The organism is Alistipes provencensis, assembly GCF_900083545.1.
In the GTDB taxonomy this organism is placed as follows: domain Bacteria; phylum Bacteroidota; class Bacteroidia; order Bacteroidales; family Rikenellaceae; genus Alistipes; species Alistipes provencensis.
On the sequence record NZ_LT559262.1, the window covers coordinates 15,803 to 33,891 of the forward strand.

Here is an 18,089-nt window from a genome sequence, read left to right on the forward strand (position 1 = left end):
CACGGGTCCCGAAGGAGTTTTAAGCCGATACGGGAGGGGCCCGGAAGCCCACGGGAAGGATCGAAGCCTCCTGCACGAAAGGCGAACGCCTTTCGGCGCTCTTTTCCCGCAGGGCGGGGGCGTGCTCTGGGCACGGGCACTCCGCGGCAATGGCGGGAGGCAGGTCGGTGACCATGCACCGGATATGGCGTTCGTTGTTATCGGAGGCCGGATAAAGGTAGAGCTCGACCTCGGTCGAATGGAGTTCGCAGCCGCAGCAGGAACGCACGAGCCCGTCGGCCGGCATGTCGTGCTGGCATCCCGAAAGGCATACATGCTCCGCATGCACCCGCTGCTCCACACACCCGCAGGTCAGGGAGACCACGGCCGCGCCGACCGTCGCCAGCAGGTAGACGGTCATCAGCAACAGCGATATGCCTTTCTTCGTTTTCATTTTACTCCACGATTCCGCACTCCGCGAGCCGGGCTATCCACTGCCCGGCATCCTGCAGGGCGGTTTCGGCGTCGACCTCATAACGTTCGGTGAGCAGGCCGGCGGCATCTTCGGCCGTGAAATCCCGGCCGCGCAGCGACTCCCAGAGGTACATCGACGAAGGGTTCAGCGACACGATGCGTGTCATATCCGCCGCTCCGCCGCCGCCCGGCATGACGATTACATGCTCGCCAGCCATCTCGCGTATCTTGTATTCTTCGCGTATCTTCATTTATCGAACGTTCTGATCTTCGCAAAAGTATAAAAAATTCCCCAAACGGCCTAATTTTTTGTACCTTTGGTGTCACAACGGCACATTATTCAGATGGAACCCACACCGGACAAAATATACGACACGCTGCGCCGCTACTGGGGCTTCACCGAGTTCCGTCCCGTGCAGGAGGAGATTATCCGCTCGGCGATGGAGGGACGCGACACGCTGGCGCTGATGCCCACGGGCGGCGGCAAGTCGCTCACCTATCAGGTTCCGACCCTCGCCCGCGAGGGGCTTTGCATCGTCGTCACACCGCTCATCGCCCTGATGAAAGATCAGGTCGACCGCCTCCGGGCGCGGCGCATCGCGGCCGTGGCCATCCATTCGGGGCTCTCTCCCCGGCAAATCGACATCGCGCTGGACAACTGTGTCTACGGCGACGTGAAATTCCTCTACGTCGCCCCCGAGCGGCTGGCCACCGAGTCCTTCCGCCTGCGCGTCGTGCGGATGAACGTCTCGCTCGTGGCCGTCGACGAAGCCCACTGCATCTCGCAGTGGGGCTACGACTTCCGCCCCTCGTACCTGCGCATCGCCGAACTGCGCGAACGACTCCCCGGCGTCCCCGTGCTGGCGCTCACGGCCTCGGCCACCCGCCTGGTGGCCGACGACATCATGCGCCACCTCAAATTCGCCGAACCGCATATCCTGCGCAGCAGTTTCGCACGTCCCAACCTTTCGTACAGCGTCCGCCGCACCGACGACAAGAACGGCCAACTGCTGCGGCTGGTGCACAACGTCCCCGGCTCGGGCATCGTCTACACACGCACCCGCGAGGGCACCGAACAGACCGCCGACTTTCTGCGGCAGGAGGGCGTCCCGGCCGCGGCCTACCACGGCGGGCTGGGCCATACCGAGCGTGCGCTGCGGCAGGAGGAGTGGCTCTCGGGCAAGGTCCGCGTGATGGTCGCCACCAACGCCTTCGGCATGGGCATCGACAAACCCGACGTGCGGTTCGTGGTCCACTACGCCATGTGCGACTCGCTCGAAAGCTATTACCAGGAGGCCGGACGCGCAGGCCGCGACGGCGCGCGGGCCTATGCCCTGCTGCTCGTGGCTTCGGACGACAGCGACCGCATCGCACGGCGCTTCGAACAGGAGTTCCCCCCGCTGGAAAAGGTCAAGGACATCTATGAATCGGTCTGCTCCTACCTGCAGGTGGGCGTCGGCGACGGAGGCGAAGCGTCGTTCCTGTTCAACATCCACGACTTCTGCGCCCGCGAACACCTCTACTCGGGGACGGTCCTGAGCGCCCTGAAACTGCTTCAGCAGAACGGCTACATGACCCTCACCGACGCGCAGGACAACCCTGCGCGGGTGATGTTCTGCGTCAGCCGCGACGAACTGTACAAACTCCGCGTGCAGCGCGACGAACTCGACCACTTCATCCGCACCCTGCTGCGGCTCTACAACGGGGTCTTCACCGAATTCCGGCCCATCGACGAGGGCGAACTGGCCACATGGAGCGGTTACACCGTCCAGCGGGTCAAAGAACTGCTGAAACGGCTCTGGCAACTGCGCGTCATCCGCTACATCCCGTCGAACCGCTCGCCGATCCTCTTCCTGAACGAAGAGCGCCTTCCGCGCGCCGACCTCTACATCGCCCCCGAAACCTACCAGCGGCGACAGCAACTGATGCGCGAACGCTTCGAACAGATGGTCGCCTACGCCGCCAACGACGACGAGTGCCGCGGCGCCGTGCTGGAAAAATACTTCGGCGAGGGCGATCCCGCCCCGTGCGGGGTGTGCGACGTGTGTCTCGCCCGCAAACGGGCCGCCAAGGCCGCCGGAACGCCCGATGCCGCCGCGCTGCGCAAAAGCATCCTGCAACGCCTGGCCGAATCCCCCGCCGACCCGCGTCAACTGGCCGCCGACATCTCCTGCACCCCCGAACGGCTGGCCGGGGCCGTGCGCGAACTGCTCGAAAAAGGCGAGGTCCGGACCGCCCCGGACGGCCGCATCGCGCTTTTCAATGCGCCCGACAGCCCGGACCCGGTAAAATAGCGCCCCGACGAGCCGCTTTTCTGAAAATAATTCTGTAAATTTGTGGGAATTTTCACCGCATGACCACAGTAAACAATTTCATCGATAAAATCAGCAACGAGCAGACCGCCCTGCTCCCGGCCGTCGAGTTCCGGGGGAAGATTCTCCTCGTCGAGCAGGAGCGCGACATCGCCGAGGCCTGCAAACAGCTCGCCCGGCAGCCGCTGATCGGCTTCGACACCGAGACGCGCCCCTCGTTCCGCCCGGGCGTGACGTTCCGCGTGTCGCTGCTGCAACTCTCCACGCCGACGGTCTGCTACCTTTTCCGGCTCAACAAGATTCCGCTGGCCAAGCCCATCCTGCAACTGCTCGAGAACAGGGAGGTGCTCAAGATCGGCGCCGACGTGGCGGGCGACCTGCGCTCGCTGCGCCAGATCCGCCACTTCCGCGACGGGGGTTTCGTCGACCTGCAAACCATCGCGCCCCAGTGGGGCATCGAAGAGAAGAGCCTGCGCAAACTCTCGGCCATCGTGCTGGGACAGCGCGTCTCGAAGGCCCAGCGGCTGAGCAACTGGGAGGCCGCGACCCTCACCGACAAACAGCAGCTTTACGCCGCCACCGATGCGTGGGTCTGCACCCGCATCTACGAACAACTGCTGCGCACACCGAAAAAACCGATCCGCAAATGATACCGCAAATCTACCTGCGCCGCGGCAAGGAGGAGTCGCTCCTGCGCCGCCACCCGTGGATTTTCTCGGGGGCCATCGACCACATCGAAGCCGAAGAGGAGTCCGATTTCGCCGAAGGGGCCCTCGTCGAGGTCTACACCCGCCCGGGCGAGTTCATCGCCCAAGGGCACTATCAGGTGGGCTCGATCGCCGTGCGCGTGCTCTCGTTCGAGCGCGAACCGATCGATCAGGCGTGGTGGAACCGGCGCATCGCCGTGGCCCACGACGTGCGCCGCACGCTCTCGCTCACGGACAACCCCGCGACGACCTGCTACCGCCTCGTCCACGGCGAGGGAGACTCCCTGCCGGGGCTGGTGGTGGACATCTACGGCACGACGGCCGTCATCCAGTGCCACTCGGCGGGCATGTACCACGCCCGGCAGCAGATCGCCGAGGCGCTGCGCACGGTCTACGGCGACCGTCTGACGGCCATCTACGACAAATCGTCGCAGACGCTCCCCTTCAAGGCCGACCTCGGGGCCGTCGACGGCTACCTGTGGGGCCGCGCGGAACACACTCCGCAGATCGTCATGGAGAACGGCGAACGGTTCCTCGTCAACTGGGAGAAGGGGCAGAAAACAGGCTTTTTCCTCGACCAGCGCGAGAACCGCGAACTGGTGAAACGCTATGCGAAGGGCCGCACGGTGCTCAACACGTTCTGCTATACGGGCGGCTTTTCGGTCTACGCCCTCTCGGGCGGCGCGAAGGAGGTCTGCTCGGTCGACTCCTCGGAACGCGCCGTGGCACTTGCCACCGAGAACATGCGGCTCAACTTCGGCGACAGCGCGGCCCACTCGGAGGTCGCCGCCGACGCCGTGGAGTATCTGAAGGACATCGGTGACCGGTACGACCTCATCATCCTCGACCCGCCGGCCTTCGCCAAGCACCACAAGGTGCTGGGCAACGCCATGCAGGGCTACAAGCGGCTCAACGCCCGGGCGCTGTCGCAAATCCGCCCCGGCGGCATCCTCTTTACGTTCTCCTGCTCGCAGGCGGTTTCCAAGGAGCTGTTCCGCACGACGGTCTTTTCGGCCGCGGCCATCGCGGGCCGCAAGGTGCGCATCCTGCACCAACTGACCCAGCCCGCCGACCATCCGATCAACATCTACCACCCCGAGGGCGAATACCTCAAAGGGCTGGTACTTTATGTGGAATAAACCATGAAAAAACTGCTCACCACCACCCTGCTTGCGCTCACCGCGGCCCTGACGGCCGGGGCCCAGAGCCGCACCGAAGTCTACACCGTCCCGAGCAAGATCCTCGGCGTCGAAAAGAGTTGCACGGTCTACCTGCCCGACGGTTACGACCGTTCCGGGGAGAGTTATCCGGTGCTCTACCTGCTGCACGGCGCCAGCGGCTGCCACACCGACTGGACCCGGAAAGGCTACATGCGCCGCATCACCGACGAAACCGTCGCCTCGGGCATGGCCCGTCCGATGATCGTCGTCATGCCCGACGCCGCGGGCGAGGGCGAGAACTACACCGGCCGACACATGGGCTACTTCGACGTCCCGGGCTGGAACTACGAACAGTTCTTTTTCGAGGAGTTCATCCCCGCCGTCGAGAAACACTACCGCATCGCCGGCGACAAGGCCCACCGCGCCATTTCGGGGCTCTCGATGGGCGGCGGCGGCACGGCGGTCTACGCCCTGCGCCACCCCGAGGTCTTCGGCTCGGCCTGCCCGATGAGCGGCCTGCTGGACGTCCTGCCCGGCCCGCGCAACTACGACGACGCATTCCAGCAATCCGTCGCCGACAACTCGCCCGTGGCGATGCTGCGCCAGATGCCCGACGACCGGCTCGACGGCGTGCGCTCGGTCCGCTGGTGGGTGGACTGCGGCGACGACGACTTCCTCTGGAAATCCAATGTCGACTTCTATTCGCTCATGCGCGAGCGGAACATCCCCCTGCAATACCGCATGCGCGACGGCGGCCACACATGGCGCTACTGGGAAACCGTACTGCCCGACGTGCTGGTCTTCGTCTCGGCGGGATTCGGCAAATAGCCCGCAACGAAAAAAAGGTCCCTTTCCGGGACCTTTTTCTATTTCACTTTTTCGTAGACGTAAACCTCGTGGATTTCCCGGTCGTAACCCGGATAGAATCCCCGCGGCATCCCGAGCACGATCCGCGCGCCCCGGTTGGCCAATACCAACAGGTCGTCCGTCGCGGGATCGACGGCCAGCCCCTCGATCTCACCGGCCCGCCGGAAATCGTCCATCGAACGGAACGGCAGCACCGTGGCACAGGACTTTCCGTCGCGCAGGTCGGCGATGTAGAGATTATCCGGCTCGCCGAGATCGGCATCCCCGTCGTCGGCCGAGATCAGCATCCGCCCGCCGGACATGAAGATGCCCTGCTGCCACTGCGGCACGGGACGCAAATGGACCTTGCGGACGTATTTCCCCGACGCGAGGTCATAGCCGTAGACATAGCGTCCGTCGACCCAGTCGGCCATCCAGACCATGCCGCCGTCGCGGTCCACGGCCAACCCGCACACCTCGACCTGCCCCGACTCGGGCTCCCAGTCGATCGAACGTTTCCATTGCAGCGTGTTGGCGTCGTACACCGCCACCTGAATATTCTCTCCGCGGCCGTCGTCGAAGGTCTCGATCCCGGCATAAATCTCCCCGTTCCAGACGTCGATGTCGCCGATGTGGTTCGCCGCGAGCGGCAGCCCCTCGAAAGGCCGCTCGTTCTCGGCCACCAGCCGCCCCTGCTTGTCGTACTTGTAGAGCGCCGTGCTGCCCGAGACATAATAATACGTCGAATCGGCGGCGATTCCCTGCCGTCCTTCGACCGGAATCACCCGCGCCAGACGGTATTCCGCCCCCAACTCCTGCGCCGCAAGCGGCATCGCAGCCGCCAGCAGCAGCCCGAAAATCAATAATCGTTTCATCTTCATTTCCATTTTACGTCCTCTCCGGCAAAAACAGGGCCGGAGCCGCATTCCCCGTCGAGGAATCCGCTCCGGCCCGGATCGAAAGCGGATTCCCGCCTATTTTTTCTTCGCGCGCTGCTGGGCCTCCTGCTGACGCATCAGCTCCTCGTAACGCTGCTGGAATTTCGATTTCTTACCCTTCGACTTCTTCGCGGCATTGGCCTGCATGATGGCGTGTATCTTCTGGTCGTCGACCATGCGGCGGATGACGAGCGTCTGCCCGATGGTGAAGAGGTTCGAAAGCAGGTAGTAGTAGCACAGACCGCTCGAATAGCTGTTGAACCAGAAGAGCATCATGATCGGCATCATGTAGACCATCATGAACTTCATGCCGGCCATCTGGGGCTGCGACGAAGCGGTCTGCTGGTAGCTGAAATAGGAGTATCCGAACAGCGACACGGCCATCAGCAGGGCGAACAGCGACACATGATCGCCATAGAACGGAATCGAGAACGGCAGGTTCAGCACGCTGTCGAACGACGAAAGGTCGTCGGCCCACAGGAACGGCTGCTCGCGCAGCTCGATCGAGGCGGGGAAGAAGCGGAACATGGCGATCAGGATCGGCATCTGGATCAGCATCGGAATACAGCCGCCCATGGGATTGATGCCCGCCTTTTTATAGAGTTCCATCATCGCCTGCTGCTTCTTGGCGGCGTCCTCGCGCTTGGGGAATTTCTTGTTCAGCTCGTCGACCTGCGGCTTTATCAGGCGCATCTTGGCCATCGAGACGTAGCTCTTGTAGGTGAGCGGCGAAATCACCAGCTTCACGAGCAGCACCAAGATCAGGATGATGATACCGAAGCTGGCGATGTAGTTGCGCAGGAAATCGAAGACCGGGATCACGCACCAGCGGTTGACCCACCCGAAGATGCCCCAGCCCAGCGGCACCAGACGCTCGAGGTGAATCTCGGCGCCCTTCGGATCGTCGACTTTCTTGAGAATCGAATACTTGTTGGGACCGAAATAGAAGGCGAAATCATACCCTTCGGTCTGCGCCGTATAGGGCACGCCCATCTGCGCCGTGAAGGTCTTGAGCAGCGACGACTCGGGAGCCGCCGTGTCGAACGACAGGTTGGCATAGGAGACGTTCTCCGGAGCGATGAACACCGACGAGAAGAACTGCTGCTTGAAGGCCACCCACGACACCTGCGTCGTGATGTTCTTCGACTTGGCGCCGTCGCTCATGCCCAGCTCCTCGATCGACGATTCGCCCGGGAAGCGGTAAGCCAGCGTGGTGTACATGTTCTCGTTCTGAAATCCCTTCTCGTTCTGGTAGGTGGTGTTTGCCCAGTCGATCTGAATCTGGGTCTGGTTGGCCATCTCGCGGGCCATGTTCACCAGCCGCACATCGAAATTCACGAGGTAGTCGCGCTCGGGCGACTCCGTGTTATAGATGGTGTAGCGATATTCCAGATACGACTCCTCGGCGACCGGCAGCCGCATCACGATGCACTTCGCACCGTCGGCCGTCGTCGTCTCCGGCTCGGCCGTGAAGACATAGTCCAGCGTGTTTACGGGGATGTTCCTCAGCCCGTTCTTCACATAGAACGACAAACCGAAACGGGACGTCGCCGGGTCCATCAGCTCGATCGGCTGGTTGCGCTCGCCGCGCGGGGCGTACTTGGTGTAGTCTTTCAGCGTGACGCCCTTGATCTGGCCGCCTTGGGTCGAGAAACGCACCGACATCACGTCGTTCTCGACGGTGAACTCCTCGGCTTCCGCCTCGCGGGCCGTCGTCAGCGACTCGCCCAGCGTCTCCACCTGACGTTCGCGCACCGCTGCCGCAAGCTCCTCGGCCGTCGCCCCGGAGGGCGCTTCGCCTACCGCCGTCGAATCGGCTGCGGGAACTGCCGCGGGCCGCGTCGCGCGGGCCACCGAGTCCATATAGGCTTCGTACGCCTCTTTCTTTTCGAGATATTCCTTTTGCTGCTTGCTGTTGAAATAGGCGAATCCCAGAAAGAGGACCGCCACGACGGCAATGCCGATAATTGATTTCTTATCCATTCAAACTTTAATTATTTGCACCGACAGTTCAAAACTCCGATTTTGCCGTGAAACGGCATTAAGCCCCCGCCTAAGGCGGGGGTTTGGGGGTGGGTCAAATTTGTAAACGACGCCGCAGGCGGCGAAAAAACGAGAGTCGATTGCAAGAAATGGTACATCCTATTATCTTTCTTCCTTACTTCTTTGCCGCATATTCCAGCGCGGCCTTCACGAAGGCCACGAACAGCGGCGAGGGGCTCAGCACGGTGCTCTTGTATTCGGGATGGTACTGCACGCCGACGAACCACGGATGGTTCTCGATCTCGACGGCCTCCACCAGATTGGTATCGGGATTGACGCCCACGGCCTTCATGCCGGCGGCCTCGAACTGCTCCAGATAGTCGTTGTTGAACTCGTAGCGGTGGCGGTGGCGCTCCGAAATATTGAGCTTGCCGTAAGCCGCAGCCGCCTTCGAACCCTTCTTCAACGTGCAGGGATAGGCGCCCAGACGCATCGTGCCGCCCTTGGCCGTCACGCCCTTCTGCTCCTCCATCAGGTCGATCACCGGATGGGCCGTCGCCTGCTCCATTTCGCTCGAATTGGCGTCGGACAGCCCCAGTACGTTGCGGGCGAACTCGATCACGGCGCACTGCATACCCAAACAGATGCCAAGGAACGGAATGCCGTTCTCACGGGCGAAGCGCACAGCCTCGATCTTGCCTTCGATGCCGCGGTTGCCGAATCCCGGAGCCACCAGAATACCCGACATCTTGCCCAGCAGCGAAGCGGCCGTATCGCGGGTGACCTTCTCCGAATTGATATAGCGGAGCTTCACCTTGCAGTCGTTGACGGCTCCGGCGTGGATGAACGACTCGCAGATCGACTTGTAGGCGTCGGGCAGCTCGGTGTACTTGCCCACCAGCGCGATCTCGATCTTCTTCGACGGATGCTTGATCTTGCCGACGAAAGCGCTCCATGCGGCCATGTCGGGCTCCTTGTCGGCCGGGAGGTTGAGCTTGTCCAGCACCACCTCGTCCAGATGCTGCTCGTGCATCTTGATCGGCACCTCGTAGATCGTCGGCACGTCGATCGACTCCATCACGGCGTTGGCGTCGACGTTGCAGAACAACGCCACCTTGCGTTTGAGCGCCGTGGTCAGCGTATGCTCGGCGCGCAGCACGAGGATATCGGGCTGGAGACCGTTCTCCAGCAGCGCCTTCACCGAGTGCTGCGTGGGTTTGGTCTTCATCTCGCCCGAAGCGGCCATGTAGGGGATCAGCGTCAGGTGTACCAGCGCCGTGTTCTTGTACCCCAGCGAGTAGCGCAACTGGCGCACCGACTCGATGAACGGCTGCGACTCGATGTCGCCGACCGTACCGCCGATCTCGGTGATGATGACGTCGTATTTCTTGGTCTGCGCCAGCAACTGGATGCGGCGCTTGATCTCGTCGGTGATGTGGGGGATGACCTGCACGGTCTTGCCCAGGTACTCGCCCTTGCGCTCCTTCTCGATGACGCTCTTGTAGATGCGGCCCGTCGTGACGTTGTTGGCCTTCGACGTGGGCTGGTTCGTGAAGCGTTCGTAGTGTCCCAGATCGAGGTCGGTCTCGGCGCCGTCCTCGGTGACATAACACTCGCCGTGCTCATAGGGGTTGAGCGTTCCGGGATCGACGTTGATGTAGGGGTCGAGCTTCTGAATGGTCACCGAATAACCGCGGGCTTGGAGCAGCCGTGCGATCGAGGCCGAAATAATACCCTTTCCGAGCGACGACGCAACACCGCCCGTTACGAATATGTACTTGGGTTTGGAAAGTTTCATTACTGTATTGACTATTTATTTTCGTTGTTCTGTTCTTCCTGCTCCTGTCTGTCGATCAGCTTCACCTTCTCGACGGCCGCGGCCATCTCCTCGCGGGCCCGGTCGATCTTCGCACGCACGTCGGCCACCAGCGCTTCGGCGTTCTTCGACTTGGCGAAGAACCCGATGTTGTTCTCCAGCAGCGCGATCTCCTGCTCCAACTGGCGCACCTTGTTGTAGAGACGCTCGCGCTCCGTGCGCAAGCGACGGTCGCCCGACGCCTTGAGCGACGACACCTTCTCGCGGAAGCGTCCCATCGAACGGTCGCGCTCCGAACCGCGCAGCGTGTTGAACAGCTCGTCGACGGCGGCCTTGTATTTCTTCTGGATGGAGTCCTTCTGCTTGATGGGCACGAATCCGATCTCGCCCCAGCGGCGCTGGAACTCGCGGATTACCTCGTAACCGCCGGCCTTCACGTCGGCCTCGGCCATTTCGGCCAGCAGGGCGAGTTTCTTCTGCAAATTCTCCTCGTGCTCGCCGTCGACGCTTGCGAAGTGCGACGCCTTGCGCTCGAAGAACTTGTCGCAGGCGGCGCGGAAACGCTTCCAGATGGCATCCGAATGACGCCGCGACACGGCCCCGATCTGCTTCCAGCGGGCCTGCAGGGCGATCAGTTCGTCGGTGGTCTTCTTCCACTCCTCGCTGTTCATCAGCGACTCGGCGGCCTCGCATATCTCGGTCTTCTGCTGGAGGTTGTGCTCCATCTCGGTTTTCATCCCGGCGTAGAACTGCCGCTTGGCCTCGAAGAAGCGGTCGCACGCCGTGCGGAAACGCTCGTAGATGCGGTTGTTATCCTTCTTGGGCGCGAAGCCGATGGTCTTCCAAGTCTTCTGAATCTCCAGCAGACGGTCGCTCGCCTTGTTCCACTCCTTGCGGGTGGTCAGCGGCTGCGCCGAAAGCTCCTCGGTCGCGGCGCAAAGCTCGGTCTTGAGTTCGAGGTTTCGGACCTGCTCGCCCTTCAACGTCTCGAAATGCTCCTGATGCTGTTTGTTGATGCGGCTCGATGCGGCCTTGAAACGCTCCCAAAGCATCTCCTTATATTCGTTGGCCACGGGGCCCGTCTCGCGCCACTCGTCGTGGAGCTTCTGCAGCTTGTGGAACGCCTCGACCACCGACGGCTCGAGGATCAGCGCCTCGGCCTGCTCGCAGAGGGCGATCTTCTGCTCGTAATTCTTCTTCAGGTCGAGGTCGCGCAGCTCCTTGTTGATCTTGATGAAGCTGTAGAAATTCTCGACATGGAGGTTATAGGTCTCCCACAGGTCCTTGATGTACTGCTGGGGGACGACGCCCGTATCCCGCCAGCGCTGCTGGAGTTCGCGGAACTTGTTGAACGTATGGTTGAGCGTCTCGTCCGAGTTGACCAGTTCCTTCAGCTCCTCGATGATCGTCTGCTTGACCTTGAGATTGGCCTCTTTCTCGGCCTCGAGGTTGGCGATGAAGGCGTCGCGGCGCTGGCGGTATATCTTGAACTGCTCCTTGAGCTGGACCTCGGCACCGTCCACCGACGGGGCGAAATCCTCTTCGGCGCCGCCCTCCTCGACGAAGCGGCGGCGTGCGGCCTCGACCTCGGCGCGGCGGATGCGGTAGAAGGCGATCTTCAGCGCCTCGACATCCCGGCGGATCGACTGCACGGGCTGCTCTTCGAGCATCCGGGCGAACAGCGCCACCAACTCCTCCTTACCTTTGCCGGCGAACTTGTCCGCGGCGTCGGGCGTCTCCTCCGCAAGCTGGTCGGCCGCGGCCTCCTCGGGCGTCTCGCCCTCGATATCCAGCCCGGCGTTCTGCGCGGCGAGCGCAGCCTCCTCATCGGCGAAATCCACTTGTGCGTCACCCGGAGCAGCCTCTTCCTCGACCGCTTCGGCCACAGGTTCGGCCGCCGGCTGGATGCGGGCGCGCTTGGCCCGCGGAGCGGTCTCTTCGGCAGGGACCTCCTCGACGGGAGCGGCCTTTTCCGCAGGAGCTTCCTCCTCGACAGGGGCCTCCTCAACGGGAACAGCCTCTTCCGCAGGAGCCTCCTCGGCAGGGGCCTCCTCGACGGGAACAGCCTCTTCCGCAGGAGCTTTCTCCTCGGCAGGGGCAGTCTCGGCGGGCGTCCCGACGACTTCCGCGGCGGGAACAGCCTCCGCTTCGGCAGACGCCTCGGCGACGGGATTTTGGGTTTCGGGGACTTCGGCAGTCACGGCAGGATTCGCTTGCACATCTTCAGCCGCAGGGCTGACATACTCCTCGGGAGCAGGAAGTGTCGGTTTTTCAGTAGCCATCTCAGTACGCATTTTTGATTCCCGTATATATACGGGGGTATATAAATCTTGCAAATGTAACCATTTTATGCGGAATCCGGAAATGATTTCGCCAAAAGATGCAACAACGCCGCCATCCGGACGAGAGAAACCCCTGCATCCCGGCACGGCAGCGTGATTTTCCGGACGTTTCCGGCCCGTCGTCAGCGCTTGCGCCCCTTGGCGGCAAGACGCTTGGGCGCGGCCTGACGGCCCGTCGTGACGGGACGCGCCCCGCGGCGCACGCTCTTGGTTCCGGCTCCGCCGCGCTTGGGTTTCTCCCATGCCGCAGCGTCGTCGTAACGCTGAAAAGCCTCCCAGTCGAACGCTTCGTTACCGCCCGTCGGGGGCGCGCTCCAGTCGTTCGCGGCCTTTTTCCGGCTCCGCGTCTCCGGGCGGGGCTCCTCCGCCGGAGCCTCGGCCTTCCGGCCCCGTTTCACGGGACGCTCCGCGGCCTCGGCCTGCGGCGCGGCGTCGGCATCCCGGCGGCGGCTCCGCCTTTCGGGACCGGGCCCTGCTCTTCCTCCGTCGGAGTAGTCCCAGACCGCCTTGTTGACGGGCCACAGGTCCTTCTCGTCCATCATTTCGCGCAGGCACTCGACCGTCGGCAGACACGGGGCGCCTCAACAGCATCGCCCTGCCCCTGCTTGGCTCCTCCGGCCGCATCCTCGCGGTCGATCCGGGCGATGCGGCGGCGTCCTCCCGAGGCGTTGAGCCGGCTCACGACACTCTCGGCGTCGCTGAACGGCACGCTCACCAGCGAATAGTTCTCGAAGACGCGCACGTCGTCGATATTCTTGTCCCTCAGCCCGCATTTGCGTTTGAGCATGTCGACCAGCTTGCGGCCCGTATAGCCGTCGCGCGACCCGAGGGTCAGGAACAGCCGGGTCTTGCCCTTGCGGTCGACCGAGAACGAACGGATTTCGGGGTAGTTGCTCTGGTCGAGTTCGCTGCGGAACGCCAGCCGGAGCAAGGCTCCCAGCGCCACGTCGGGTGCATAGGCTTCGAGCAGTTCGGCGGCGATGTCGGCATAGTCGCCGTAAGCCTCGCACTCGACGATCTCCTGCAGATCGTCCTTGATCTTGGCGCGCTTCATCGCCACGATATCCTGCGGCGAGGGCAGCGTTTCGCGCTTGATGTCGGCCTTGATATCGCGCATCATCCAGTTGAAACGCCGCAGTTCGGCGTTCGAAATAAAGGTGATGGCCGTACCCTGACGCCCGGCACGCCCCGTGCGGCCGATGCGGTGAACGTAGCTCTCCGAATCCTGCGGCAGCGAATAGTTGATGACATGCGAGAGGTTCGACACGTCGATGCCGCGCGCGGCGACGTCGGTGGCTACCAGTATGTTGACCGCCTTGTCGCGGAACTTGCGCAGAATCTTTTCGCGCTGGGCCTGCGACACGTCGCCGTGCAACCCTTCGGCCGAATAGCCCTGCGCCACCAGTCGCGTCGCCACCTCGTCCACGCCGATTTTCGTGCGGCAGAAGACGATGCCGTAAAAGTCCGGTTCGATGTCGATGATGCGCGTCATGGCGTCGAACTTGTCGGCCTCGCGCACTTCGAAATAGATCTGGTTCGTGAGGTCGGTCATCAGGTGCTGCGACTCCACGCGCAGGACCTCCGTATTACGCATGTAAGCCTCCGAAAGACGGATGATCCGCTCGGGCATCGTGGCCGAAAAGAGCAGCACGCGGCGCTCTTCGCCCGTATGGCTCATGATCTCCTCGACATCCTCGACGAAACCCATGTTGAGCATCTCGTCGGCCTCGTCCAGAACGAGGAAACGGACCTTGTCCAATTTGAGCGTGCCGCGGCGGATGTGGTCCAGCACACGGCCGGGGGTTCCGACGACGATGTCGACGCCCCGCGACAGGCGGCGCAACTGTTCGCTCATCGCGGCGCCTCCGTAGATGGCCGTGATCGAGAGCCGCCGTTCACGGTTGTAGCTCAGCAGCTCTTCGGCTGCCTGCACGGCCAGTTCGCGCGTCGGGACGAGGATGATGGACTGCACTCCCTCCGTCGAATGTTCGATCTGCTGGAGTATCGGCAGCCCGAAAGCCGCCGTCTTGCCCGTACCGGTCTGGGATTGTGCGATGATGTCGTTTTCTCCGGAGAGCAGACGGGGAATCGTAAGTCGTTGAATGGAAGTAGGGCTTTCGAACCCTTTTGCTTGGACGGCCGCGAGCATTTCGTCGCTAAGGCCTAAGGTGCTGAAATCAGCTTCGTTGATCATATATGAATAGTTGAAGGGCCAAAGGTACGATAATTTATTGGATTATTCGCCGGAAAATCACTATCTTCGCAAAGTTATCCGCATGACGGCCCCGCGCGACGGGCGCCGCCGCCTAAAACCGCAACCATGAGTCATCGCATCCTGCTGGTCGACGACGAGGTCGACATCCTCGAATTCGTCCGTTACAACCTCGTCCGCGAGGGTTACGAAGTTTTCACGGCCCAGAACGGCGCCGAGGCGCTCAAGGTGGCCGCCGAATGCCGCCCGCACCTGATCCTGCTCGACATGATGATGCCGGTGATGGACGGGGCGCAGACCTGCCGGGCCATCCGCGAGAACCCCGTGCTGAAGGATACGATGGTGGTTTTCCTCTCGGCGCTGGGCGAGGAACAGCAGCAGTTGGCGGGGTTCGGCGTGGGTGCCGACGACTATTTGACCAAGCCGATCAAGATGAAGCTGCTGGTGAGCCGCGTGCAGGCGATCCTCAAGCGCATCGACGCCGACGCGGCCCCCGCTGCGCCCCCGGCCCCGGGCATCACGGTCGACCGCGACCGTTACACGGTGATCCGCGACGGGCAGGAGATCGCCCTTCCGCGCAAGGAGTTCGCGCTGTTGGACCTGCTCTGCTCGTCGCCGGGACGACTGATTCCCCGCGAGGAGATCTACGCCAAGATCTGGGGCACGGAGGTGGTCGTGGGCGACCGCACGATCGACGTCCACATCCGCAAACTGCGCCAGAAGATCGGCGACGAACGCATCGTCACGGTCAAAGGCGTCGGCTATAAATACATACCCGTTTAAAAAGCGGGTTTTAGGGGCGGAGAACGGGCACGCCGTTTTCGTCCGGTTCCGCGCCGCCATCCTCCGGTATGGAATACATGACAGGTTAGTTAGGAAAATATATGGACAAATTGCGAAAATACCGCCGCATCGTCATCAAGATCGGCAGCAACGTGCTGACCCGCGAAGACGGACGGCCCGACACCACGCGCATCTCGGCGCTCGTGGACCAGATCGCGGGGCTCTACCGCGCGGGGGTCGAGGTGATCCTCGTCTCGTCGGGGGCCGTGGCCTCGGGCCGCAGCATCCTCGAACCCAAGGTCGGGCGCATCGACACCGTTTCGGCCCGCCAGCTCTTTTCGGCCGTCGGACAGGTGAAACTCCTGAACCGCTATTACGACCTTTTCCACGAATACGGCATCGCCTGCGGGCAGGTGCTGACCACCAAGGAGAGCCTCTCCACGCGGCGCCAGTACCTCAACCAGCGCAACTGCATGGAGGCGATGCTCGCCGCCGGCGTGGTGCCTATCGTCAACGAGAACGACACCATCTCGGTCACCGAGCTGATGTTCACCGACAACGACGAACTCTCGGGCCTCGTGGCCGCGATGATGGACGCCGAGGCGCTCATCATCCTGAGCAACATCGACGGCATCTACGACGGTCCGCCCGCCGACCCCGCGTCGCAGGTCATCCGCAGCGTGGCTCCGGGCCGCGACCTCTCGCAGTACATCGACACGGCTCGCTCCTCGCGCGGCCGCGGGGGCATGACGACCAAAAGCCGCATCTCGTCGCGCGTCGCGGGCGAGGGCATCGAGGTCGTGATCGCCAACGGCCGCCGCGACGGTATTCTGACCGATCTGGCCCTCACAGACCGCGACGTCGTATGCACCCGCTTCGAAGCGGCGCCCCGCCCCGCCTCGGGGGTCAAGAAATGGATCGCCAGCAGCGAGGGCTTCGCCAAGGGAGCCCTGCACCTCGACGCCGGAGCCGCCGCGGCCATTTCGCAGAGCAAGGCCGCGAGCATCCTCGCCGTGGGGGTCACCGCCGTCGAGGGAGAGTTCGAACGCGACGACATCGTGCGCATCCTCTCGCCCGAAGGCACGCCGCTGGGCGTGGGCCGCATCTCGTGCGACAGCGACACGGCACGCCGCAATCTGGGCCGCAAAGGTCTCAAACCCCTGATCCACTGCGATTACTTATATTTGGAATAAGATGGACACGCAATACGAAACCCGGTTCGCCGCCGCCCGCCGCGCCGGGACCGAACTGGCCCGGACCGACGACGCCACCCTGAGCCGCGCCGTGGTGAGAGCCGCCGCCCTGCTGCGGGAAAACACCGAAAAACTCCTCGCGGCCAACGCCCTCGACCTCGCGGCCATGGCCGCCGACTCGCCCATGCGCGACCGACTGCGGCTAACGCCCGAGCGCATCGCAGGCATCGCCTCCGACATGGAATCCGTCGCCGGGCTCCCCGCGCCGCAGGGCGCGACGATCGACGAATGGAGCCGTCCCAACGGCATGACCGTCCGCAAGATCCGCGTGCCGTTCGGCGTCGTGGGCATGGTCTGCGAGGCGCGCCCCAACGTCACGGCCGACATCTTCTCGTTATGCCTGAAAACCGGCAATGCCTGCGTGCTGAAAGGCGGCAGCGATGCCCGCCACTCCAACGAAGCCATCGCCGCCCTGCTCCACGAAGCGCTCCGCAGCGAAGACATCGACCCGGCAGCCTTCACCCTGCTGCCCTCCGGCCACGAAGCCGTGGCGGCCCTGCTCGGGGCCGTGGGCTATGTCGATGTGGTGATTCCCCGCGGCGGTGCGGGGCTGATCCGCTTCGTGCGCGAGAACGCCCGCATCCCCGTCATCGAGACCGGCGCCGGCATCGTCCACACCTATTTCGACGCAGAGGGCGACCTCGCCAAAGGCCGCGCCATCGTCTGCAACGCCAAGACGCGCCGCGTGAGCGTCTGCAACGCCCTCGACTGCCTCATCGTCCACCGCGACCGCCTCGGCGACCTCGCCAAACTGTGCGACCCGATGGCTGCCCGACGGGTCACGATCTATGCCGATGCGGAGGCTTACGCCGCCCTCGCGGGCCGCTACCCCGCCTGCCAGCTCCGTCCCGCCGAAGAGGAGCATTTCGGCACCGAGTTCCTCGACTACAAACTGGCCGTCAAGACCGTCGGTTCGTTGGACGAGACCCTCGCCCACATCGAACGCTTCTCCTCGCGCCACAGCGAGGCGATCATCACCGAGAATGCGGAGACGGCGCGGCAGTTCTCGCAGCGGGTCGACGCCGCATGCGTCTACGTCAACGTCTCGACGGCCTTCACCGACGGGGGACAGTTCGGCTTCGGCGCCGAAGTCGGCATCTCAACCCAGAAGCTCCACGCCCGGGGCCCGATGGGACTTCCCGAACTCACGACCTACAAATATGTCGTTTCGGGAGACGGGCAGACCCGGGAACCGTAACGACGACAGCTCCGAATGCGGATTTAACAATTTTTCCACCTATTCGGGCAAAAAATAAAACAGATCGTTATCATTTTTTGCTTAAA

The 18,089-nt window shown here is 63.0% G+C and carries 13 protein-coding genes and 1 pseudogene; 7 read left to right on the forward strand and 7 right to left on the reverse strand.

The genetic code is table 11. From position 1 onward, the window contains the following. Positions 1-19: 19 nt before the first annotated feature. Together BN5935_RS00170 and BN5935_RS00175 are read right to left on the reverse strand one after the other, a co-directional pair. Positions 20-433 carry a hypothetical protein gene (locus tag BN5935_RS00170; RefSeq protein ID WP_064974300.1) on the reverse strand — a complete coding sequence of 138 codons (414 nt, stop codon included), beginning with the start codon at positions 431-433 and terminating at the stop codon, positions 20-22. Between the two features lies 1 nt (position 434). After that, entirely contained in the window at positions 435-704 is a 270-nt protein-coding gene (locus tag BN5935_RS00175) for a PqqD family protein (RefSeq protein ID WP_064974301.1), read from the reverse strand. A gap of 93 nt (positions 705-797) precedes the next feature. Here BN5935_RS00175 and BN5935_RS00180 point away from each other — a divergent pair, with 93 nt between their 5' ends. Genes BN5935_RS00180 through BN5935_RS00195 form a run of 4 tightly spaced genes read left to right on the forward strand, consistent with a single transcriptional unit; the run spans position 798 to position 5,460 of the window. Then, complete coding sequence (locus BN5935_RS00180; RefSeq protein WP_064974302.1) at positions 798-2,747, forward strand: RecQ family ATP-dependent DNA helicase; 1,950 nt, start codon at positions 798-800, stop codon at positions 2,745-2,747. A 59-nt stretch (positions 2,748-2,806) separates the two neighbouring features. Continuing rightward, a complete protein-coding gene (locus BN5935_RS00185; RefSeq protein WP_064974303.1) occupies positions 2,807-3,415 on the forward strand; it encodes a 3'-5' exonuclease in 609 nt (202 codons plus the stop codon). Continuing rightward, complete coding sequence (locus tag BN5935_RS00190) at positions 3,412-4,611, forward strand: class I SAM-dependent rRNA methyltransferase (RefSeq protein WP_064974304.1); 1,200 nt, start codon at positions 3,412-3,414, stop codon at positions 4,609-4,611. The genes BN5935_RS00185 and BN5935_RS00190 overlap by 4 nt, the downstream gene beginning before the upstream one ends. Before the next feature lie 3 nt (positions 4,612-4,614). Next, entirely contained in the window at positions 4,615-5,460 is an 846-nt protein-coding gene (locus BN5935_RS00195; RefSeq protein WP_064974305.1) for an alpha/beta hydrolase, read from the forward strand. 38 nt (positions 5,461-5,498) lie between these two features. Here BN5935_RS00195 and BN5935_RS00200 read toward each other — a convergent pair whose 3' ends face one another. The 5 genes and pseudogenes from BN5935_RS00200 to BN5935_RS00225 form a co-directional block, all read right to left on the reverse strand. Beyond that, positions 5,499-6,353 (reverse strand): YncE family protein, encoded by an 855-nt coding sequence (locus BN5935_RS00200; RefSeq protein WP_064976767.1) that lies wholly within the window; start codon positions 6,351-6,353, stop codon positions 5,499-5,501. 99 nt (positions 6,354-6,452) lie between these two features. Then, complete coding sequence (gene yidC, locus BN5935_RS00205; protein WP_064974306.1) at positions 6,453-8,399, reverse strand: membrane protein insertase YidC; 1,947 nt, start codon at positions 8,397-8,399, stop codon at positions 6,453-6,455. A gap of 175 nt (positions 8,400-8,574) precedes the next feature. Then, positions 8,575-10,197 (reverse strand): CTP synthase, encoded by a 1,623-nt coding sequence (locus BN5935_RS00210; RefSeq protein ID WP_064974307.1) that lies wholly within the window; start codon positions 10,195-10,197, stop codon positions 8,575-8,577. Between the two features lie 11 nt (positions 10,198-10,208). Next, a complete protein-coding gene (locus BN5935_RS00215; protein ID WP_064974308.1) occupies positions 10,209-12,497 on the reverse strand; it encodes a DUF349 domain-containing protein in 2,289 nt (762 codons plus the stop codon). A 182-nt stretch (positions 12,498-12,679) separates the two neighbouring features. After that, a pseudogene (locus BN5935_RS00225) lies at positions 12,680-14,751 on the reverse strand (DEAD/DEAH box helicase). Positions 14,752-14,877: 126 nt separating this feature from the next. Between BN5935_RS00225 and BN5935_RS00230 the strand changes: the two are divergent. The 3 genes from BN5935_RS00230 to BN5935_RS00240 all read left to right on the forward strand — a co-directional run bounded on the left by BN5935_RS00230 (position 14,878) and on the right by BN5935_RS00240 (position 18,003). After that, entirely contained in the window at positions 14,878-15,552 is a 675-nt protein-coding gene (locus BN5935_RS00230; RefSeq protein WP_064974310.1) for a response regulator transcription factor, read from the forward strand. Between the two features lie 101 nt (positions 15,553-15,653). Continuing rightward, positions 15,654-16,745: a glutamate 5-kinase gene (proB, locus tag BN5935_RS00235; protein ID WP_064974311.1), complete on the forward strand. Its 1,092-nt coding sequence runs from the start codon at positions 15,654-15,656 to the stop codon at positions 16,743-16,745. A gap of 1 nt (position 16,746) precedes the next feature. Continuing rightward, the gene (locus tag BN5935_RS00240; RefSeq protein WP_064974312.1) at positions 16,747-18,003 is read left to right on the forward strand and encodes a glutamate-5-semialdehyde dehydrogenase; all 1,257 of its coding nucleotides are present in this window, start codon (positions 16,747-16,749) and stop codon (positions 18,001-18,003) included. The last annotated feature ends 86 nt before the right edge of the window (positions 18,004-18,089 follow it).